Consider the following 20,576-nt stretch of genomic DNA (forward strand, 5'->3'; position numbering starts at 1 on the left):
GCAACTGGTCCCACTGGCGCTGATGGCGCAACTGGTCCCACCGGAGCAACAGGAGGTATGATCAGTGCCTTTGGAGGCTTGTCCTCAGCAGTAGGGACCCTCGCGTTAACGACTATAGACGCTGAAGTGCCGATGCCCAATCAAAGTACTGCCTCGGCCGGTCTTGATTTTACAACAGCGAATAACATTACAATCACGGAAGATGGAACCTATCGCATTGATATCACTGCACTTGGTTCCTTTAGTGAGAATGCAACCGTTATCTTTAGCTTGGGCCTTAATAGCATTCCACAAGGAGTTATGAGGCAGGCAATGGAGGTACTTGCCGGAGAACCCATTACCTTCAGTCTGATTGACTATTACGATCTTACTGCAGGAGAGCAGTTAACGATTCAAATGAGCTCTTCTGTAGCGGGTGATTTCACTTTTCCGATTGCAGGTAGAGGTGCAACCTTATCCGTTGAACGGGTCGCTTAAAATATAAGTTGGTATGTACTATTATCAGAGGATTGCTCTAGAGCAATCCTCTGTATTTATAGCCGGGTTAGAAGAAAGCGGAATTTATCAATTAAATATAGAAAGATAGCTCATGCATAATATGAGTAAAATTCCAGTGAATCCTTTACCTTTCTTCGCCTGCTCTGACAACCTTGCCTCTGGCGAGAGAAGCGGATACTCTCAAGACACAGAACACAGTAAATACAACAGTAAATGCAATTCTTAAACTAATCGTGAGTTGTTCCACATAACCCGCCGATCCGATCGACCGACCACATATCAGGACTGAAGCTATTAATGAAACAATAGCCATAATTACCGGCTGTTGATAGATAAAGCCGGTTGTCAAATCACCCAATCTAATTAATAATAAGACTTATGCTGCTATGCGGAAAACACTTCTCCAGGAGTCGAAGGATGTCTGCACCGATTGTGAAACCTGCACAAGAATATTCTTCAATTTTATACAATGTTTCCATTGACCCTATAGTTACTATAGCTTCTATACTCTGTTTAAAGGCGTTAACAAACCTGCTCTTTCAAACGCGTATGAAAGAAGCTGCAGTACAGCTGGCTGCGGCTTGTAAAATGAAACTATCAATAGAGGCGAAAGGACAATGAATATGAGAAAGTTAATAAGAAACGCTCAGGCAATTGTAAGTTGTGATGAAAAAGATACTGTTTATAAAGATTCCGATCTGTTAATTGAAGATCAGAAAATCATTGAAATCGGTGAAAACCTATCCTCTGAAGGTGTGAATGAGATCATAGACGGTAAAAATAAGTTTATCTATCCGGGACTTGTTAATACCCATCATCATTTTTTCCAGACCTTTATTCGAAATACCATCAAAGTAGATTATCCTAATATGACTGTACCCGAATGGCTGGATAAAATCTATCCGGTCTTTAAGCTGGTTAATAATGATGTGATTTATTATTCTTCGCTGACAGCTATGGCAGATCTTTTAAAACATGGCTGCACTACTGCTTTTGATCATCAATACTGTTATACAAAAAAAACGGGAATTGAACCTGTTGACAGACAGATGGAGGCCGCCCAATTACTTGGAATCCGCTATACTGCCGGACGCGGAACCAACACTCTGCCCAGAAGTGAAGGCAGTACCATGCCGGAAGAAATGCTTGAGACTACAGATGCATTTATTAATGACTGTCAAAGATTAATTGAAAAATACCACGATCCGAATTCTTTTTCAAAAAGTCAGATCGTAGTTGCTCCCTGCCAGCCGCTAAACTGCTACAAAGATACTTTTGTGGAATCTGTAAAACTGGCAAGAAGCCATAATGTCCATTTGCATACACATCTCGGGGAAGGAGAAAATGAAGTTATCCTGCGGCGCTGGGGTATGAGAAGTTTAAATTGGTGCGAGGAAATAGATTTTATAGGTGAAGATGTCTGGTTTGCACACGGATGGGAGATGACCAATGAGGAACTGGACAGATTGGCAAAATACAAAACAGGAGTTTCTCATTGTCCGGCCCCTGCTGTACTGGGCGGATTCCCAATTCTGGATTTCAATACCTTCAAAGAAAAAGGTGTTCTGTTAAGTCTCGGATGCGATGGCTCTGCAACCAATGACAGCTCCAATCTTTTGGATTCTTTGAGAATGGCATATTTAATGCAGGCATTTCACAGCAAACAGCGTGGGGGATGTATCACACCATATGAATTACTGAAGATTGCAACCATCAATGGAGCAAAAACCCTTGGAAGAGACGATATCGGATCTCTGGAAATTGGAAAAGCCGCAGATTTATTCATGATTGATACAACGAACTTAGAACTGACTGGAACCTGGCATGATCCTGCGAACCTGCTTGCCAGAGGCGGAGTAACAGGTCCGACCTGGCTCACTATGGTAGGCGGAAATGTAGTTTCTCGAGAGGGCAGACTTGTAGGAATTGATGAAGAAAAGCTTTCACATGAAGGAGAACAGGTTTGTACGGATGTACTTCGCAACTGTTGTAACGCATTCTAAATCAGGAGAATAGATAATGGAAAAGACAACGAATATAAAAGAAGCAGGTATGAAATCACTGTTGATGAAAACACTGAAAATATGCATTGGTTTATTTATTACAGGAATCGGGACTGCCATGATGTATCTGGTTAACTGGGGCAGTGCTCCGGCGGCAACCATCGGTGATGGAGTCCATGTGGCATTTCATATGAGCTATGGAGTCGCCGGAATTTTAGTCAATGTATTTTTTCTTGTTATTCTGGTATTTTTGGATCGAAAGCTAATCAGTATCGGAACTGTTTTGGCGACCTTTTTTATGGGGATTTTTATTGATGTAGGAGTGTTTCTGATACAGCCCTTTTATGTAGATACCATACCGGCTGCTCTAAAAGCAGTGATTCTGTTTCTGGGAGGAGTAATTACGGCCGTTGGGCTGGGCTACTATGTCGGTGTGAACTTTGGAATCGGAGCAATTGACGGAATGTCTGTGGCTCTGAACAAAAAGTTCGGGATTCCTTTTACGGTTTGCCGATGGGGTGTGGATATTGTGCTCACGGCAGCAGGAATACTTCTGGGAGCTGCCTGGGGTGCCGGTACGATTGTCTCTGTTGTAATTACAGGGCCAATTATGCAAGTAGTAATAAAACATACTCAAAAGGCGCAGCAGGACTGAGACTTAAATAAAATTGCTCTGAGGTGATGTGGGATGGATTATAAAACTTATACAATAGGTGAAATAAGTAAATTGTTTGATTTAAGCGTGCAAACGCTGCGCTACTACGATAAAATCGGATTGTTTGAGCCGGAATACAGAGAAGAAAACAATTATCGGAAATATAAATTTGAGCAGTGTTATAAGCTGGCGGCTATTTGCCATATGAGGCAGCTTGGCTATCCGTTAAAGACAATTGCGGAGATTATGGATAATAGAAATGTGGAAACCTCTTTGGAGGAGATGCAGAACCGTCTGAATTACATTAATCAGGAAATCGAGCATTTAAAAAACACCAAAAATATCTTAAAAAGAAAAACAGACTTTATAAAGGCTGAGCTGTCCCATGCAGATTTCATGAAAACTTCGATACAGGAATTTGGACCCCGTTACTATCTGCCTATTGGGGCAGAAGAGATTCTTTATAGGGACAAGTCTTTTTATTTGAATCCTACCATCGTATTTTATCAAAACAGTGAGCGAAAGTTTGGAGCGTATTTAGGGACAGAAAAAGATTTAAAACCACCTGTGACCAATGTGAAGGAAATAAGAGCGGGAAAATATTTATGTGCATTGCATAGAGGCGGATACACAGAGATTTGGCAACATGTCCTTGCACTAAGAGATGAATACAGAAATCTGGAACTTGAGGACTGGTCCCTACATTTTAATATCATCGACCAGTTTGTAGAAAAAAATCCAGATCATTACCTGACCAAGATCCAGATTCCGATAAAGGCTTAAAATCCTTGAAACAGACTTTTTTAAACAGCAGTGCATTCAAAGCCAAATGGAATGCACTGCTAAAAGTATATCCAACAAATAACAGTGTTTACCGCACTTCTACAGTGCAATCTGCTTTGCTGAATGAAGGAGATGCTCCCTCATATGTCAAGCGAAGCATTGGGCGCATCCCTTTAATTTCATAATGATTCGATGCATAAATCAAATATTCCACATAAGGGCTGCCTGTCAGCAGCAGCCCTTTATTTTCAATTGTTCCATTAGTCCAAGACATTACAATATTCGTAATGTCAATTTCACTGTAGCTGACACAAGGCTGATTCGTATATTCCACGCGATAATTATCATCCACTTTTGGAGATTCATACCAATCATTATAAATACTGAAAAAATCCAACAGCGGAGAAATCTGATACGCTTTTTCCTGTAAATCAGCGTTTCTCTCACAACAGTTGGGAATTTTATACAAGATTAGCTTTGCTTCCAGCAAGGGCGTGAAATAAGACACTTGAGAAATTTCAAAAAACAAATACGTCTGAAATGGATATCCCCAATATATTTTATTGTCATAAAGCGGACATCTTGTGCCATGCTTTAAACTGATTGATTCTTTACTGTTCAAATCTAATAAACCCATTTTACATCACCCATATACTATATGAAAATTTCTTTGACTTTGTGTTATATCTTATTGAACATTAGTAGTTCAATAAGTATACCTTATTAAGCACATAAGTCTTCCTTGCGAATATAATAAAAGTGGAAAGAGATTTCCTTAAATTTTATAAGACCGTAAGGAGTGATTTTAATGACTGATGTAAATATTACTGTAACAGCTGGTACTCCGTTTAGTGTCGACAGTCCGAATTCAGTGCTTTCCATTGTAGTAACCAATACAGCAGCTGTTCCCTGTGCCACAGGGACAAATGCTTATTATTATATTGTTTTATCTGATGGTACAACTGAAGAGAACTATACGTTTGTAGTAACAGACCCAGGGACTATCCCTGCAGCAAATGAAGAAACCTTTGTAGTGGAAAACACTACGTTAGGAACAATTACAGCATCTACTGGAACTATTTATTATTCCGCAGCATAAAAATACTACCAATCCGAGAGATGTAATAAAACTTTTAGGCAATTTCAAGTGGCCTCAATAGCACAAGAAATGTATGTCCTTCTATTCTATTGTAAGATAGATATAAGATCAGCTGCCTTTACCTTATTTAAACAGGAATTGGCAGCTGATTCCTTGCTGCCTATACTGGATAACTGCCACTCTCTTTATCTGCCACATTTTGATCCACTTTTGTCTGTTGGGCTTCGCGATACTTAAAGAAGTCAACTGCCACCTGGGGAAACAGTGCATAAGTAAGCACGTCCTCATCCTGCTGAATCCAGCGTTCACATTCTTTTCTGAGTGTACCCATCTCGTCTGGAATTAAGTCTGCGGGCCGGCAGGTAATAATATCTGGGTTTTCTCCCAGAACTTTCTTCTGCACTTCCGGATTGAATGGTCTAATGGTTTCCCCATATCTGCCACTCAACACATCTTTGGTTTCTTTCGTTGCCATCTTGTACCGCTCACCAATCAGAACATTGAACACTGCCTGAGTACCTACAATCTGTGACGAAGGAGTAACTAGCGGACACTGTCCCAAATCTTCCCGCACTCTCGGAACTTCTTCCAGTACTTCATAATACTTATCCTCTGCTCTCTGTTCTTTTAATTGGGAAGTTAGATTTGACAACATACCACCGGGTACCTGATACAATAATGTCTTTATATTTACTCCCATATTCTTTGGATTGAGCAATCCAGTATCTAGTGCTTTATCACGAAGAGGCCGGAAATAATCGGCAACCTCCGCCAGCAGGCTCTGATCCAATCCACTATCATACAGAGTTCCCTTGAAAGTTTCTACCATTACTTCTGTCGCCGGTTGTGAAGTGCCAAGGGCAAACGGTGACATTGCAGTATCAATGATATCCGCTCCCGCTTCCACCGCTTTCAGGTAAGTCATAGAACCCACACCTGACGTATAATGAGTATGCATCTCAATTGGGATGTTTACCTTTTCTTTTAATGCAGTTACTAAATCGGTTGCTTCATATGGAAGCAGCAATCCTGCCATATCCTTGATGCAGATTGAACTTGCTCCCATCGCCTCAATACGTGTTGCCAGTTCAATCCAATACTCCTGTGTATACGCATCCCCTATAGTGTATGACATTGCCACTTGTGCTTCTGCTTTTTCCTTATTTGCCGCAGTTACTGCTGTCTGCAGGTTTCGCAAGTCATTCATACAATCAAAAATACGGATGATATCAATACCGTTTGCAGCAGATTTCTGAACGAAATATTCCACTACATCATCGGCATAGGGGCGGTATCCCAAAATATTTTGTCCCCTGAAAAGCATTTGTAGCTTTGTATTCTTAAATCCATCCTTAAATTTGCGCAGCCGTTCCCATGGATCTTCTTTCAGAAATCGCAAGGAAGCGTCAAAAGTTGCTCCTCCCCAACATTCCACAGCGTTATATCCGACTTTATCCATCTTCTCTATAATCGGCAGCATCTCATCCGTGGTCATCCGGGTGGCAATCAATGATTGATGTGCATCACGCAATATTGTTTCTGTTATTTTAACTGGCTTTTTTACTATTTCTGCCATTTATTATTCCTCCATTTTGATTTATAGTCTTCTCTAGTTACACGCCGAAAATTGACATAAACACTCCTGCTACCACGGCAGTACCGATAACACCCGCCACGTTAGGTCCCATAGCATGCATCAGCAGAAAGTTTGTTGAATCAGCTTCAGCACCAACCTTTTGTGATACTCTTGCCGCCATAGGCACTGCAGATACCCCTGCTGAGCCAATCAGTGGATTTACCTTTCCTCCAGTTGCCAGGCACATCAACTTACCAAACAGGACACCAGCTGCAGTGCCAAAGGCAAATGCAATTAAGCCTAAAAAGACTATTTTTAATGTTGTCACGTTTAGAAATGCTTCCGCACTTGTGGTTGCCCCGACCGAGGTTCCCAGCAGAATAACCACGATATACATCAATGCATTTGAGGCTGTTTCTGTCAATTGGCGTACTACTCCTGATTCCCTGAACAGATTACCTAACATCAGCATTCCCACCAACGGTGCTGTCGTGGGAAGAATCATACATACAACAATAGTAACAATAATGGGAAACAGGATCCTTTCTAACTTCGTAACATGTCTTAACTGCTCCATTTTAATTTTTCGTTCTTTTTCGGTTGTCAGCAGTCTCATAATTGGCGGTTGAATAATCGGCACCAATGCCATATATGAATATGCCGCTACAGCAATCGGACCCAGAATATCGGTCTGCCCCAGCTTACCAGCCAGAAAGATGGATGTAGGCCCATCTGCACCTCCGATAATCGAAACCGCTGCTGCTGCCTTATCCGAAAAGCCCATGGCCATTGCACCGAGATAGGCTGCAAAGATTCCGAACTGCGCTGCTGCTCCCAGAAGAAAACTTTTGGGATTGGCAATCAACGGACCAAAATCTGTCATTGCCCCAACCCCCATAAATATCAAGGACGGAAGCACTGCCCATTCATCAAGAATATAGAAAACATGAAGCAATCCTGGCGTGTTATTCGCCGCTTCTTCTGCTGAAATCATGATATCCGGGAAAATATTCACCAACAGCATACCGAAAGCAATCGGTACTAGCAAAAGTGGCTCAAAGCCTTTATTAATTGCTAAAAACAAGAACACACAGGCAACGGCAATCATCAGAACATTCCCAAAAGTAATATTTAGGAAGGCCGTCTGCTGCACAAGATTCCCTAGTGTATTTTGTATATACTCCATAGTTTTTCCTCCAACTAGTTATCCTAGTTCAAGGTGGCCAATACAGCTCCAGCCTCTACTGTATCTCCCACTGCCACATTAATATCAGCTACCGTTCCATCTTCCGGAGCAACAATTGGTATTTCCATTTTCATCGCTTCGATAATGATGACAGCATCACCTTTCTTTACTGCCTGTCCAACCGCTGCTTCTAACTTAAAAACTTTTCCTGCAGCTCCGGCTTTCACTTCAATAGCTCCGGCTGTCTCCACATTCTTTGCCGGGGCTGCCTGCACTGGTACTGACGGAGTTATCGGCGCTGCTGCTGCAACCGGTGCTGTTACTCCCCCCACTTTTTCTTCCACTGCTACATCATATGTCTTTCCATTTACTGTAATTGTATAATTTTTCATTTTCCGCCTTCTCCTTTACCATCTGTTTTCCGGTCTTCTTTTAATACTCCTAACCACAAAGCTCTGCGAACTTATCCCTTCGGCACTTGCGATCGCTGCTGCGATTACGGCAACCAATATAGTGTCATCCATATCTTCTGTCTTTTCTGCAATAACAGCAGTTTGCCCGCTGTTTTCTGACATATCCACCACCCCCTGTTCAATCTGTTCCGCTTTTTGCTCCTGGGTTTCTCTTTTCCCAGCTAACAAAGCAGGCACATATTTTAGCAATGAAATTATTATGGAGATAAAAATCAAAACCACAAACACTGTGCTCATGCCAAGCAGTGTGTTTAACCCCGCCTTTTTGAGAATTTCACCCATGGAATAATCCGCACTAATCGTCATGCTTTGTAAATACGACTTATCATCATAAGTAAATGTGATGTCAGCGCTCCTGTTCTTGAACTGGGCAGCTGTTGTCAACTTGACGGTGTTTTTCTCCACTTCGATGCTGTAATCTCCATGATCTATATATGCACCACACTCTTCCTGTGCCTGTATCCACCCATTTGCAGATTCCAGGTAGACCTGCGGGGTCATCGGAATACCAAAATTATAAAGTTGGCTTTGAAATGCAAAATCATCCATTTTCTGCACCTGTGTAAGTGATTCTTCTGTTACATTTGATAAAACCTGGGTAATAATCACTTCACTTGTCTGCTTCAATAACTCATCGTCATATGAATGACTGCTCTCTTTTGTCGCTGCACACCCTGTAAGAAACACAATGACTGCAATCATACTTAACAATATGCTAGCCTTCTTTATCATTGATTCACCTCACTATACTGCCCCATGTTTTTTGGCCGGACGGCCTTCCCTTTTCGTATATAACATTTCAAAAGCTCCAATCAAATACTTCCTGGTTTCTTCCGGAGCAATAATAGAATCGACAAAACCACGTCTCGCTGCTGCCAGAGGGCTTGTCTGCAGCTCTTGATACTCAGCAGTCTTTTCTTTTATAGTTTGCACATCTGCCTCGGCATAAATGATTTTTGCGGCCATTCCAGCTTCCATCATGCCAATTTGTACATCCGGCCATGCATAAACTATATCTGCACCCAAAGATTTACTATTCATTATTTGATAAGCCGTACCATATGCCTTTCCGATGATTACGTTTACTTTTGCAACCTCAGCATCAGCAAAAGCGTACACAAGACGTGCAGCTTCTCTGCTCAGGTTTCTCTCATTATCCTTGGTTGCTGCAAAACCATTGATATTTGTCAGAGTCAATAGAGGAATAGAAAATGCATCACAGAAACGTATAAAGTCTGCTGCTTTACCCGCTGCCGATGCACTTAAAGAACCATCGGATACCGGTTCTGCTTCTCCCTGGGCAGCGTAAATTTTACTGCGGTTTGCCACCGCACCCACCGTATAACCATTTAGTTTGATAAATCCAGTTACCATGTCTTTGGCAAAATCTCTCTTTGTTTCAATGAACTGACCGCCATCTGAAAGCTGAGTCAACAGTACGGCAGTATCTTCATATGCGCCTGAAATAGCTGGTGTCAATCGGTTTAAATCATCCACATTCTCACTGCATGGACCACTATCTTTGTTATTCCCCGGCAATATTGATACTAGCTGTCTGATCCGTCCAATAATCTCCGCTTCACTACCAATGTAATCAACAGCTCCCGACTCCCTTGCCTGAAATTCTGCTGACGATGTATCGCATATTGATTTTGCATTTCCTGCAATCGCGTTAGGTGAGTTTATAAATAACTTTCCCTGAGACTCCATAAATGTAAAATCCGCCAAAGCTGAAGAAACTGCCAGTCCACCTCCACAGCTGCCAAAGACAGCACTAATTTGGGGTACAACTCCACATGCCATTGTCTGTTTCTTAAAAATACTTCCAAAAGCTTCCAATGCATCCGCTGCTTCCTGCAGGCGAAGCCCTGCACTGTCTAGAAATGCGATAACCGGAGCACCCATCTTCATCGCCATATCATAAATAGCAGTGATTTTTCTGGCATGCATCTCGCCAATAGATCCACCAAGTACTGCAGCATCCTGACTGTACACGTAAACCAGGTTTTGATCAATCACACCATATCCGGTAATCACTCCGTCCCCTGGTGTTTCTACCTCTTTTAAATTGAAATCTGTTGCACGGGCTGTAATTTCTTTTCCAATTTCAATGAAACTACCGGCATCCAGCAGGCTTTCAATTCGACTTATTGCCTTTGTTTTTTCACTATTACCCATCTTGTCCCTGCATAATTATTCAGAAGTAATAATTATACCTTCCTTTCCTCTTTAATTAATTTTGTAGCTATAGGGCATTCAGACAATGATGGCTTCCGAAAACTGATTTTTACTCTCGAATTCTTCGAGGAGAACAGTCTCATCATTGTTTCTGAATCAATATCACATTATGGTTACACATTATTGATATTTATCAGCTGATAAATATGCCAAAAAGAAGTACTCAAACTTCAAGAGTCCAAATACTTCTTTGTATTTCCCCTATATCGGGGATGAATACCTGGAGCGTGAAACAAGCTGGTATTTCCTACCCATTTACCTGATTCACCGTATTTCCGGCAAGGAATGCCCGAATATTTTCTACGGTTATGTCCATGATTCTCTGCCGCGATGCCTGAGCCGCCCAGGAAATATGTGGCGTAATTATGCAGTTTCTGGCTTTCAACAGCGGATTGTCGCCCTTGATCGGTTCTGAAGAAACAACGTCAAGGCCTGCCGCATATACCTTGCCTTGGTTCAATGCGTCCGCCAAATCCTGCTCCACTACAAGCTGTCCGCGGCTGTTGTTAATCAGAATCACTTTATCTTTCATTTTTGCGATATTTTCTTTATTGATGATTCCTTCTGTCTCTGGGAAAAGCGGACAGTGCAGGAAAATAACATCAGAACGTGCAAACAGCTCATCCAGGGACACATACTCCGCCAGCTGTCTTCCTGCTTCACTTTCATAAGCATCATAGGCTATAACTTTCATGTCCAGTGCATTCAACAGCTTTGCCGTAGCCTGGCCAATTTTTCCAAGTCCGATGATGCCGGCGGTCTTGCCATACAACTCAATCATTGGATAATCCCAGTAGCACCAGTCCTCATTGTTCTCCCATTTTCCAGCTTTTACAGTCTCATCATGATACCCGTAGTGAGAGCAGATTTCCAAAAGCAGTCCCAATGCATATTGGCCTACAATCTGAGTTCCGTAAGTCGGCACATTCACAACCGGAATCCCCTTTTCTTTTGCATATCCATAATCTACTACATTATATCCTGTTGCAAGCACCGCAATCAGCCTAATGTTTTTGCACTTGTCAATCGTTTCCTTTGATATCGGTGTCTTGTTCATTACAACGATTTCTGCATCACCGATACGCTCTGCGATCAGTGGTGATTCCTCATAGGCGGTTCGATCATAAACAGTCACCTCACCCAGTTCTTTCAGCGCATCCCAGCTCAAATCGCCCGGATTCTCTGTATATCCGTCTAAAACTACTATTTTCATACCACTTCTCACCTTTCTTCTCCTGTTTTTATGTACAGCCTGCTATGCATTCAGCTTTTCGTCCAACTCTTTCATCTGATTCAGCTCTCGGATATACAAACTCTGTGCCAGCTCCAGGCTCACCTCAATAAACCGAATCTTCTGTCCCGGCTGACTCTGGGCAATTTGGGGCAGATCCACTGAAATCACTGTTCCAATCTTTGCATATCCCCCTGTACTCTGCCGGTCTGCCAGCATAATAATAGGTTTGCCGTTAGGCGGTACCTGAATAGAACCAAGGGAGATTCCATCTGTGTTTATGTTTCCGTCTCCCCGATGCTCCACCGGATCTCTCTCGATTCTGCAGCCCATCCGGTCAAATTCATTGGTAATTACCCCGCTGTTCCAAAAGAAACTGCGGATTCCTTTCTCCGTAAATTCATCATCCTGTGGACCAAGTACGACACGAAGGACAACTTCTTTCTGAGGATATACATTTGCAGGCACTTTCCGTTCCCGCATCCTGGTCAGTTCTGTTTTAGGAGCCAAAAATGCAATTTCATCTCCCTTTTCCAGCTTGCGTCCCTCCAGCCCTCCAAGCTTGTTTCTCAAAAGCGTGGATTTACTGCCCATCACCTCCGGTATGTCCAGTCCTCCGGAAAATGCGATGTATCCCCGGCATCCGTTTCTCGCTCCCGCAAAAGACAGCTTCTGCCCCGCCTTTACAAGAACGGCCTGATACATCGGCAATGTCTCGCCATCCAGCATTGGTGTCAGGTCTCCGCCGGTAACCGCAATGATGTTGTCACAGGTAAATCGAAGTTTCGGCCCGATAAACGTCATCTCAAGCGCCCCTTCTGTCATCGGATTTCCTACAAGGAGATTTGCAATGTGGAAAGAGTGGCTGTCCATAGCACCTGAAGTAGATACCCCGTATGCCTGATATCCAAATCTTCCTTCATCCTGAACCGTTGTCAGAATTCCGCCGTTTTCTACTATAATCCCCATATCATCCCCTCCGTTCTCCGGCAGTTTTCTCCAGACTATAAGTTTTCACCTGATATGTTCCTTTCTCTACATCCCTTCGGATCTGATCATATTCCGCTTTTGTGATTGGAACATGTTTCACCCATTCGCCTGCATTCAAAAGGAATGGCTCCTCCTTGTCATAGTTGCAGATATCCAGCGGTGTGCTTCCGATGATGTTCCATCCGCAGGGCTGTTCGAACGGAATCAAATCCGACAGATTCTGCTGAACAACCACTGATCTGGCCGGAATCTTTACCCTGGGCTCCTCTCTTCTCTTGAAGCTGAACGGTTCCTCAAATCTTGCCATATATGGGTGCCCCGGCGCAAACCCAAGCATATACACATAATACTCATGTTCTGAATGTCTGCGGATAAGCTCCTCCACAGAAACCTGTTCCAGCTGTGCGCAGTACTCCAAATCCGGTCCTGTTTCTCCGCCGTAGAAAATCGGAACCTCCTTGACAATTTTTTTCTTTGTCTCCAAAGAACGCATGCTGCCCAGCCTTACTTTCAATGCTTCAACCAGATTGTTGTAACGCACCACCTCAGGATGGTAATGTACAATCAAGGCACAATAAGTCGGTACAACTTCTATCACGCCGTCTATCGGATTATCTTTCAACTCTTCTTCCAACATGCGGACTTTTTCATTAATTTCAAGACAGATTTCTTTACCGAATTCAACGGATACCGCTCTGTCCCCTGCTATAAGAAATTTCACATCCATAAATAGTACCTCTGCCTTCTGATTTCTATGCCATGGAAATCGGACCACCTCTTAGCCTGCCTGCCGTACAAATTCTGTCAATCGCTACCATATATGCTCCCATACGCATGGTGCTGTGTTTTTCCTGACTCATCCTTCTTACGTCCTGGTAGGCTTTCATCATTATTTTTTTCAACGTCTGATTTACTTCGTCCAGCTCCCATGCCATGCTCTGAATATTCTGAACCCACTCAAAATAGGATACAACGACTCCACCGGCGTTTGCAAGTACATCCGGCACTACCAGAATGTTTCTTTTTGCAAGAATCTCATCTGCCTCCACGCTGGTGGGACCATTCGCTGCCTCGACAATCACCTTTGCCTGAATCCTGGATGCATTGTCTGCTGTAATCTGGTTTTCCAAAGCAGCCGGAATTAATACGTCACACCCATAGGTCAATAACTCATCATTTGTGATATGCTCCACGCCCTCGCCTGCATATTCTTTCAGACACTTACTTCTGTCAGAAAGGAATTCCACAATCTCCGGAATATTCAATCCATCCGGATTCTGCACGCCACCGGACCAGTCACTAACTGCAACGATACGCTTTCCTTGTCCATACAAAATGCCCGCTGCCGTCCCGCCTACATTTCCCATACCCTGGATTGCATAACTCAGTTCTTCCGGTTTTAGTCCCAAATCTGTCAGGCATTTTTCCGCAATGATTGTGACACCGCGTCCTGTCGCCTCTGCCCTCCCAATGGACCCGCCGATTTCAATGGGTTTTCCAGTAACAACGCCCGGAACACTGTGTCCCTTGAATATACTGTAAGTATCCATAATCCAGCCCATTACTTCCCCGTTTGTATTCACATCCGGCGCAGGAATATCCTGGTCTGGTCCAATCAAAGGAAGAATTCTGGTCGTATATCTTCTTGTCAGCCTAATCAATTCATCCTTTGATAATTCTCTGGGATCCACCTTGATTCCGCCTTTCGCCCCACCATAAGGAATATTAACAATAGCACATTTGAATGACATCCACGCTGCCAGAGCCTTCACCTCATCCGGATTGGCATTCTGGTGATAACGGATTCCGCCTTTATAAGGACCTCTTGCACTATTATGCTGTACACGATATCCCTCAAATACTCTCAACTCTCCATTGTCCATTTTGATAGGAATGGATACCGTCAGTTCTCGTTCCGGATATTTTAAGGTCTCATACTCATTCGACTCCAGTCCCAACTTGCCGGCGGCCTGCTCAAGTACAGCAATCATATTTTCATAAGGATTATAACTCTTTGGCTCCATTTTGATTTCCTTCTTTCATTTTCCAACTATAATGAGTGTTAAGTATTTCTTTTCCTAGTCTACAAATTCAAATCCTACTTCCTCTAATTTGGAATCTACCCAAGAACGCGGCCATTCTCCGCGATTCAGAATTCCTTTCATCTGCTTCTCTTCTGCTGCATGATAAGCCTTTGCGAGTTCTGCCAGTTCTTTAGCATGCTCCGGTTTTACTGCGATCAGTCCGTCTGAATCTCCTACAATGATATCTCCTGGGTTGATGATGATTCCTGCAAAGGAAACTGGGAAGTTCATTTCTCCGGGACCGTTCTTGTATGGGCCGTTCGGTGTAACACCCTTTGCATACACGGGAAAATCCATCTCACTCAAGGTATCGCTGTCCCGGACACAACCGTCAATGATAATACCTGCAAGTCCTCTTGACTGTGCATAGCTGCTCATGATTTCTCCGCAGAGCGCTCTGCTCATACTACCCTTATTGGCAAGGACGATGACATCTCCCGGTTGTGCCATATCCAATGCTTTGTGAAACAAAAGATTGTCTCCCGCCGGGGCATTTACTGTGAAAGCGGTTCCCAGAAGACGAGCTTTGGGATTCAGCGGATAAATGCTTGCATCAACAGCTGCAATCCTCCCACAATTATCGTCTATATTGGCTACCGGAATGCCGCGGAAAGCTTCCACTAATTCTTTCGACGGTCTTTCAAAACTTTTCCTGATCCTACATCCTGCTGACATATAAAAACCTCTTTTCTTTTAATCTGTCTTTATGCTATCATACAAGTTAATAATTGAAAAACGAATAATTTCTCTGTATAATATAAATAGATTCTATATATGGAAATCAAAATTTGGAGGAGTAGAATATGAACCTGTCAGAAATTGAAACCTTTCTAACCATTGTAAATACGAAAAGCATTACCCGAACGGCAGAGCTGCTGTATTTATCCCAGCCGACCGTCAGCCACAGGCTGCGTTCACTGGAAAATGAATTAGGATTTCCGCTTGTGATACGAAGCAAGGGACATAAGCAGGTGGAACTTACCCCAAAGGGTATGGATTTCATCGTGCTTGCAGAACGCTGGATGTCTCTGTGGAAAGAGACCATGGAACTCCAGCGCAACCAGGAGACCCTTCTCTTGACCATAGGCTGTCCCGACAGCCTGAATATAGCCGTATTCGCCCCCCTTTACAGTAAAATCTCTCACGAGCACTCCCACATCGACCTTAGTATTCAGTCACACCATTCCTCAGAACTGTACGGTTTGCTGGGGGATCACAGTATAGACATTGGATTTGTATACCATAAATTGCATTACAAGAATATTATCACTGAAAAGATTTTTGAAGAAACGCTTTATCTCGTTCAGTCTGACCCGCCTGCTATCCGGTCTCCCAAAGTACATACAGATGAGCTGAATTCCTCCCTGGAGCTTTTTCTCAGCTGGGATGATAACTTCCAAATCTGGCATGACCGATGGCTGTCCGCCGTCTCCCGGCCTCATATTGCAGCCGATACTATCACACTGCTGGATCGTTTGTGGAAAAACCCGGGAAACTGGATGATTGCACCAGTTTCTGTAATTCGGGAACTGGTGCATTACCGCCCCCTCTATATCAGCCAATTGAAGAATCCACCACCAAACAGGGTCTGCTATAAGATTACACACCGCTATCCTAAAACCACCAGCAAATGGGCTGTTGAGTTTTTTGAAGATACTCTGGAACAGTTTTTAAAAAACCCTTCGCCCACCCTCCCCACAGGTCAGGTACTGGGCCCAACAAAACAGTAGCTGCAGACAAATGGCCGGTGAATGAATGTCCTATATACTCGGACACTTTCATTCACCGGCCATTTGTCACTTTCCAGCGGCTGTCATTTTCTTATACTTATCAAACTACTAATGTTCAAGAAGATATGCTATTTATTCCTCAGGTATACTATTTTCTCAGCCCTGCTACTGCTTCCTTGATTCGTGCACAAGCCTCCTGAAGTTCCTCATAACTACAGGCATATGATATCCTGAGATACCCCTCACCCTCTGATCCAAATGCAGATCCCGGAACGAGCGCTATCTTTGCATGTTCCAAAAGATACTCTGCCACTTCCATAGAGGACATTCCCAGGCTCTTGATGTTCACAAAGATATAAAATGCACCCTCTGGATTATTACAGCTAATGCCATCAATCTCATTGAGAGCCTTCACCATATAATCTTTTCGTTTCTGGTATTCCCGCCTCATAGCCTCCACGTCCTCTGCACAGTCACGCAGTGCTGTGACTGCCGCCTCCTGTACAAAGGAAGAAGCGCAGGTAATTGTATACTGATGCATTCTTACGCAAGCCTGGATAATCTCCTTTGGTGCGCACATATACCCGAGACGCCATCCCGTCATGGAATAGGCTTTTGAGAAACCGCCCAATGTGATTGTTCGTTCTTTCATTCCTGGAAGGGATGCAATGCTTATATGCTTTGTCCCGTCATACACCAGCTGACTGTAAATTTCATCTGCAACCACAAGCAGGTCATGTTTCACGGCAATCTCACTTAATTTTTCCATTGTCTCTCTTGAAAATACACCACCCGTAGGATTGCTTGGGTTGACAACTACAATCATCTTAGTCTTATCCGTCACCTTGGATTCCAACTCAACAAAATCAATCTGATAATTGTTCTCTTCCCGCAGGCTGTACGTCACAGGCGCCGCTCCCAGAGAAGCCGGAACATGAATATAATTCAGCCATACCGGATTAGGAACCAGAACCTCATCCCCGTCCTGAAGGAATGCCGCCATGGATGCATAGGTTGCTTCTCCCACCCCCACTGTTACAAGAACTTCCTCAGCTTCATATTCCACATCATGATTCTTCGTTTCCCATTCTGCGATTTCTTTTCTGAGTGCCGGTGTTCCATAATTTGATGTATAAAATACATGCCCCGCTTTCAGACTCTCATATGCAGCTTCTTTGATTTTCTCCGGTGTGTCGAAATCCGGCCGGCCGATTTCCAGATGAATAACTTTCTCCCCTGCCTGCTGCATCTTCGTCGCCTTCTCCATTACCGCACGAATGCCTGAAAAAGGAAGACTTTCCATTCTTTTCGCTACTTTGTATTCCATATGAAATCCTCCAAAACTATTAATATTATTCTCAAAAAATGATATCATTGGAATAATAGGAAAGCAACTTAATAATTTATATGTATAATATTAACATTTTCTATATTTAGCTATTATAAACATCCAAATCTAATTCTTTCTCTTTCTGATTTACAATGACATTAACAGTTGCATCGCCAATAACATTCAACGGCAGAAGCGCCATCTCTACCGGGCGGTTAATTGCTACAACCAGTGCATAAGCAATCATACATGCATCTGATGTCCATCCCATTCCAGAAAGGAGAGTTACAATCAGCGTTGTTCCCGCAATCGGAATTGCCGGGCATCCCATTGCTGCAGCGATAGACAAAAATGCTACAACAACCAGTTGTGAAGGTGTTACATTAATCCCTGCACTTGTTGCTATAAAGGTAGCTGCAAACATATGCATAACTGTCGTACCATTCATATTAATGGTCATTCCTGTAGGAAGTACAAAACTAGTAATCTCTTCACTGCAACCCAGTTCATTCTGGTTGGTTCTTATGTTCAGTGGCAGACATGCAGCAGAGGAGTTTGTAGAAAATCCAAGCACTCCAACCTTTGCAATCTTCTTAATAAACTGAATTGGATTTAATTTCGTAGTAATCCAAATACCGATTGGATAAATCGTTACTACAAGGATAAACAATGTAATCATTGCGCCAACAATATAGGCCGCTGCCGGTGCCAGATACTCGATTCCATAAATTGCAAATGTACGGGAAATCAGGCAAAAGATTGCAATTGGACCAACTCTATTGATCAAGAAAGTCAAATAGAGATTAATTACTTCACTTCCGCTTTCCAGAACTTTCTTCAGCGGATCTGTTTTTTCACCCAGCATATTCATGCACAATCCCATTATGATTGCCACAACTACAACCGCAAGAATGCTGTTATTGTTGCTGAACACGAACGTGATATTAGAAGGCACCGCCTCAACAAGCACTGACAGAGGGTTGAAAACATCAATCGTAGCCGCATCTGTAACTGCTTCACTTGGAAGTGTAACATCAAAGAACCCAGCCGTTTTCATTCCGAATGCCACCACGCCGCCAAAAAATGCACCTACCATATAAAACGATACAAATCCGAGCACGGTACGTCCCGCAATTCTTCCCAGCTTTGATGAACTGGAGATACTGCACATAGCAAGGCTCAGAGATACCAGCACCAATGGTACGATTGCCATCTGCAGCCCCCTCATGAACAACTGCCCAACGATATAGAACAGACCCAGAGCGCCGACACCATCTTTCGCCATAATGTCCTGGAAGAGTAATTTATTAATTACCCCCCACACATCTTCTCGACCTGCATTGACCAGCTGCTCTCTCAACAACAGGAATGCAATACCGACAATCAGACCGCTTACCAGCGCAATCATCATGTTTTTTACTACCGAGTTCTTCTTTCTCTCTTTACTCATTTTTTTCATCCTTCCTTTACCTTTTTTAGAAAATAATCTATCACTCATCACCCACAGGCGGGAGTTTCCTAATACATAAAAAATACCAGACAAATCTACGCAATTATTCCTTGCGCTAAATCCTCATTGATTTGTCCAGCATCTCCTATACTATGGAATATGCATTATTCCATTTTCTATCTTTTTTAGGCTTCCTGTCTATTTTCTTTTTCTCGGTTTACAAATGTTTAATTTCGATTCCCTCTTCTGTAAATTTCTCACGGATTCTTTGAACAAAAGCCAGCGCTTTCGGACCGTCCCCGTGTACACAAAGTGTATCCCCTTTGATGTCCAGCTCTTTTCCATTGATAGATGTGACTTTTCCTTCTTTAATCATTCTCACGCATCTCTGGATTGCAATTTCTTCGTCTGTAATCATGGAACCTTCCATCTTCCTTGGAACCAGTGAAAGATCATCCATGTACGCCCTGTCCGCAAAGATTTCAGAAGCGATTCGTAATCCTTTGCTTTCCGCAATCTTACCAAGAACCGCACCAGCACAGTAATACACGATCAAATCTTTATCATACTCACAAATCGCTTCACAAATTGCTGTCGAAATATCCTCATCATACTGGCAGGCATTTCCCATCGCACCGTGAGGCGCTACATGCTGCAGCTTCATGCCATAGCTTTGTGTAAATGCAGCCAAAGCTCCAATCTGATATCTGACATAATTCTTTACTTCATCATGAGAAAGTACCATCTTTCTGCGTCCAAATCCCATAAGATCCGGATACCCCGGATGTGCACCAACCATGACATTTCTTTCCTTTGCCATACGAACGACTTTGTCCATTACCATGGGGTCTCCCGCATGCCATCCACAGGCTACATTGGCGGTCGTTACATACTTGATGATTTCCTCATCACCCCCGAGCTTGTAATCCCCAAAGCTTTCTCCCATATCACTGTTCAAATCAATACTGTACATGATATCCACCTTCTCTTTCCTATTTCGTTATTATAACAGTTACCGGCTCGTAGTTTTTTTCTTCTTTAATTGGTTAAAGTATAACATTTCATGAATCAAGAATAAAATAAATTATTTCATTGTAAAATATTAACATTTTTTATTTTTAACTGTACTGGAAAAATACTTTACATACAAGGAATTTCTCATGTAAAAAGACACATCGAAATTAGTAAAACTAATAACGAAGTGTCCTTAACACTCTTAATCTGTTCCTAAAAATCTTTTTATTTCAACA

General features: G+C 42.8%; 20 protein-coding genes and 1 pseudogene. 7 read left to right on the forward strand and 14 right to left on the reverse strand.

Translation table 11 applies throughout. From position 1 onward, the window contains the following. The 5 genes and pseudogenes from A8805_RS06610 to A8805_RS06630 all read left to right on the forward strand — a co-directional run. Positions 1 to 477: pseudogene (locus A8805_RS06610) on the forward strand (hypothetical protein); the annotation flags it as partial. 438 nt (positions 478 to 915) lie between these two features. Further along, positions 916 to 1,119, forward strand: coding sequence for a hypothetical protein (locus tag A8805_RS06615; protein WP_109709417.1), 204 nt, complete (start codon positions 916 to 918; stop codon positions 1,117 to 1,119). Continuing rightward, complete coding sequence (locus A8805_RS06620; protein ID WP_109709418.1) at positions 1,116 to 2,501, forward strand: amidohydrolase; 1,386 nt, start codon at positions 1,116 to 1,118, stop codon at positions 2,499 to 2,501. Before A8805_RS06615 ends, A8805_RS06620 begins: the two co-directional genes overlap by 4 nt. Positions 2,502 to 2,517: 16 nt before the next feature. Next, positions 2,518 to 3,156: a YczE/YyaS/YitT family protein gene (locus A8805_RS06625; protein ID WP_109709419.1), complete on the forward strand. Its 639-nt coding sequence runs from the start codon at positions 2,518 to 2,520 to the stop codon at positions 3,154 to 3,156. Between the two features lie 33 nt (positions 3,157 to 3,189). Beyond that, the gene (locus tag A8805_RS06630) at positions 3,190 to 3,939 is read left to right on the forward strand and encodes a MerR family transcriptional regulator (RefSeq protein ID WP_109709420.1); all 750 of its coding nucleotides are present in this window, start codon (positions 3,190 to 3,192) and stop codon (positions 3,937 to 3,939) included. A gap of 88 nt (positions 3,940 to 4,027) precedes the next feature. On the opposite strand, the gene A8805_RS06635 is transcribed toward A8805_RS06630, so the two are convergent. Next, positions 4,028 to 4,576 (reverse strand): DNRLRE domain-containing protein, encoded by a 549-nt coding sequence (locus tag A8805_RS06635; protein WP_109709421.1) that lies wholly within the window; start codon positions 4,574 to 4,576, stop codon positions 4,028 to 4,030. Positions 4,577 to 4,747: 171 nt separating this feature from the next. Between A8805_RS06635 and A8805_RS06640 the strand changes: the two genes are divergently transcribed. Next, positions 4,748 to 5,038, forward strand: coding sequence for a hypothetical protein (locus tag A8805_RS06640; RefSeq protein ID WP_109709422.1), 291 nt, complete (start codon positions 4,748 to 4,750; stop codon positions 5,036 to 5,038). A 160-nt stretch (positions 5,039 to 5,198) separates the two neighbouring features. On the opposite strand, the gene A8805_RS06645 is transcribed toward A8805_RS06640, so the two are convergent. The 10 genes from A8805_RS06645 to A8805_RS06690 form a co-directional block, all read right to left on the reverse strand. Then, entirely contained in the window at positions 5,199 to 6,614 is a 1,416-nt protein-coding gene (locus tag A8805_RS06645; protein ID WP_109709423.1) for an oxaloacetate decarboxylase subunit alpha, read from the reverse strand. A gap of 37 nt (positions 6,615 to 6,651) precedes the next feature. Then, complete coding sequence (locus tag A8805_RS06650; RefSeq protein WP_109709424.1) at positions 6,652 to 7,800, reverse strand: sodium ion-translocating decarboxylase subunit beta; 1,149 nt, start codon at positions 7,798 to 7,800, stop codon at positions 6,652 to 6,654. Positions 7,801 to 7,823: 23 nt separating this feature from the next. Next, entirely contained in the window at positions 7,824 to 8,192 is a 369-nt protein-coding gene (locus A8805_RS06655; RefSeq protein WP_109709425.1) for a biotin/lipoyl-containing protein, read from the reverse strand. A 15-nt stretch (positions 8,193 to 8,207) separates the two neighbouring features. Beyond that, on the reverse strand, positions 8,208 to 9,005 hold the full coding sequence (locus A8805_RS06660) for an OadG family transporter subunit (RefSeq protein WP_109709426.1): 798 nt from the start codon (positions 9,003 to 9,005) through the stop codon (positions 8,208 to 8,210). Positions 9,006 to 9,017: 12 nt separating this feature from the next. Continuing rightward, a complete protein-coding gene (locus A8805_RS06665) occupies positions 9,018 to 10,451 on the reverse strand; it encodes an acyl-CoA carboxylase subunit beta (RefSeq protein WP_109709427.1) in 1,434 nt (477 codons plus the stop codon). A 307-nt stretch (positions 10,452 to 10,758) separates the two neighbouring features. Then, positions 10,759 to 11,724 (reverse strand): D-2-hydroxyacid dehydrogenase, encoded by a 966-nt coding sequence (locus A8805_RS06670; protein WP_109709772.1) that lies wholly within the window; start codon positions 11,722 to 11,724, stop codon positions 10,759 to 10,761. 42 nt (positions 11,725 to 11,766) lie between these two features. Next, positions 11,767 to 12,711: a biotin-dependent carboxyltransferase family protein gene (locus tag A8805_RS06675; RefSeq protein ID WP_109709428.1), complete on the reverse strand. Its 945-nt coding sequence runs from the start codon at positions 12,709 to 12,711 to the stop codon at positions 11,767 to 11,769. 1 nt (position 12,712) lies between these two features. Next, positions 12,713 to 13,459, reverse strand: a complete 747-nt coding sequence (pxpB, locus tag A8805_RS06680) for a 5-oxoprolinase subunit PxpB (protein ID WP_109709429.1) — start codon at positions 13,457 to 13,459, stop codon at positions 12,713 to 12,715. A gap of 25 nt (positions 13,460 to 13,484) precedes the next feature. Next, positions 13,485 to 14,756 carry a Glu/Leu/Phe/Val family dehydrogenase gene (locus A8805_RS06685; protein ID WP_109709430.1) on the reverse strand — a complete coding sequence of 424 codons (1,272 nt, stop codon included), beginning with the start codon at positions 14,754 to 14,756 and terminating at the stop codon, positions 13,485 to 13,487. A 54-nt stretch (positions 14,757 to 14,810) separates the two neighbouring features. Next, positions 14,811 to 15,491: an RraA family protein gene (locus tag A8805_RS06690; RefSeq protein WP_109709431.1), complete on the reverse strand. Its 681-nt coding sequence runs from the start codon at positions 15,489 to 15,491 to the stop codon at positions 14,811 to 14,813. Between the two features lie 128 nt (positions 15,492 to 15,619). On the opposite strand from A8805_RS06690, the gene A8805_RS06695 reads away from it, so the two are divergent. Continuing rightward, positions 15,620 to 16,546, forward strand: coding sequence for a LysR family transcriptional regulator (locus tag A8805_RS06695; RefSeq protein WP_109709432.1), 927 nt, complete (start codon positions 15,620 to 15,622; stop codon positions 16,544 to 16,546). A gap of 148 nt (positions 16,547 to 16,694) precedes the next feature. Here A8805_RS06695 and A8805_RS06700 read toward each other — a convergent pair whose 3' ends face one another. From A8805_RS06700 to A8805_RS06710, 3 genes are all read right to left on the reverse strand, one after another. Further along, entirely contained in the window at positions 16,695 to 17,873 is a 1,179-nt protein-coding gene (locus A8805_RS06700) for a pyridoxal phosphate-dependent aminotransferase (protein ID WP_109709433.1), read from the reverse strand. 106 nt (positions 17,874 to 17,979) lie between these two features. Then, positions 17,980 to 19,326: a dicarboxylate/amino acid:cation symporter gene (locus A8805_RS06705; RefSeq protein ID WP_109709774.1), complete on the reverse strand. Its 1,347-nt coding sequence runs from the start codon at positions 19,324 to 19,326 to the stop codon at positions 17,980 to 17,982. Between the two features lie 217 nt (positions 19,327 to 19,543). Continuing rightward, a complete protein-coding gene (locus A8805_RS06710) occupies positions 19,544 to 20,299 on the reverse strand; it encodes a LamB/YcsF family protein (RefSeq protein WP_109709434.1) in 756 nt (251 codons plus the stop codon). Positions 20,300 to 20,576 lie beyond the last annotated feature (277 nt).

It is taken from the genome of Faecalicatena contorta (assembly GCF_003149105.1).
Taxonomy (GTDB): domain Bacteria; phylum Bacillota; class Clostridia; order Lachnospirales; family Lachnospiraceae; genus Muricomes; species Muricomes contortus_C.

What these genes read in the sequence shown, in the direction of transcription:
- A8805_RS06695 (WP_109709432.1), top strand. Translation starts at nt 15,620, where the DNA reads ATGAACCTGTCAGAAATTGAAACCTTTCTAACCATTGTAAATACGAAA.
- A8805_RS06700 (WP_109709433.1), bottom strand. Translation starts at nt 17,873, where the DNA reads ATGGAATACAAAGTAGCGAAAAGAATGGAAAGTCTTCCTTTTTCAGGC.
- A8805_RS06615 (WP_109709417.1), top strand. Translation starts at nt 916, where the DNA reads ATGTCTGCACCGATTGTGAAACCTGCACAAGAATATTCTTCAATTTTA.
- A8805_RS06690 (WP_109709431.1), bottom strand. Translation starts at nt 15,491, where the DNA reads ATGTCAGCAGGATGTAGGATCAGGAAAAGTTTTGAAAGACCGTCGAAA.
- A8805_RS06660 (WP_109709426.1), bottom strand. Translation starts at nt 9,005, where the DNA reads ATGATAAAGAAGGCTAGCATATTGTTAAGTATGATTGCAGTCATTGTG.
- A8805_RS06630 (WP_109709420.1), top strand. Translation starts at nt 3,190, where the DNA reads ATGGATTATAAAACTTATACAATAGGTGAAATAAGTAAATTGTTTGAT.
- A8805_RS06650 (WP_109709424.1), bottom strand. Translation starts at nt 7,800, where the DNA reads ATGGAGTATATACAAAATACACTAGGGAATCTTGTGCAGCAGACGGCC.
- A8805_RS06710 (WP_109709434.1), bottom strand. Translation starts at nt 20,299, where the DNA reads ATGTACAGTATTGATTTGAACAGTGATATGGGAGAAAGCTTTGGGGAT.
- A8805_RS06635 (WP_109709421.1), bottom strand. Translation starts at nt 4,576, where the DNA reads ATGGGTTTATTAGATTTGAACAGTAAAGAATCAATCAGTTTAAAGCAT.
- A8805_RS06670 (WP_109709772.1), bottom strand. Translation starts at nt 11,724, where the DNA reads ATGAAAATAGTAGTTTTAGACGGATATACAGAGAATCCGGGCGATTTG.
- A8805_RS06625 (WP_109709419.1), top strand. Translation starts at nt 2,518, where the DNA reads ATGGAAAAGACAACGAATATAAAAGAAGCAGGTATGAAATCACTGTTG.
- A8805_RS06620 (WP_109709418.1), top strand. Translation starts at nt 1,116, where the DNA reads ATGAATATGAGAAAGTTAATAAGAAACGCTCAGGCAATTGTAAGTTGT.
- A8805_RS06705 (WP_109709774.1), bottom strand. Translation starts at nt 19,326, where the DNA reads ATGAGTAAAGAGAGAAAGAAGAACTCGGTAGTAAAAAACATGATGATT.
- A8805_RS06685 (WP_109709430.1), bottom strand. Translation starts at nt 14,756, where the DNA reads ATGGAGCCAAAGAGTTATAATCCTTATGAAAATATGATTGCTGTACTT.
- A8805_RS06655 (WP_109709425.1), bottom strand. Translation starts at nt 8,192, where the DNA reads ATGAAAAATTATACAATTACAGTAAATGGAAAGACATATGATGTAGCA.
- pxpB (WP_109709429.1), bottom strand. Translation starts at nt 13,459, where the DNA reads ATGGATGTGAAATTTCTTATAGCAGGGGACAGAGCGGTATCCGTTGAA.
- A8805_RS06640 (WP_109709422.1), top strand. Translation starts at nt 4,748, where the DNA reads ATGACTGATGTAAATATTACTGTAACAGCTGGTACTCCGTTTAGTGTC.
- A8805_RS06665 (WP_109709427.1), bottom strand. Translation starts at nt 10,451, where the DNA reads ATGGGTAATAGTGAAAAAACAAAGGCAATAAGTCGAATTGAAAGCCTG.
- A8805_RS06675 (WP_109709428.1), bottom strand. Translation starts at nt 12,711, where the DNA reads ATGGGGATTATAGTAGAAAACGGCGGAATTCTGACAACGGTTCAGGAT.
- A8805_RS06645 (WP_109709423.1), bottom strand. Translation starts at nt 6,614, where the DNA reads ATGGCAGAAATAGTAAAAAAGCCAGTTAAAATAACAGAAACAATATTG.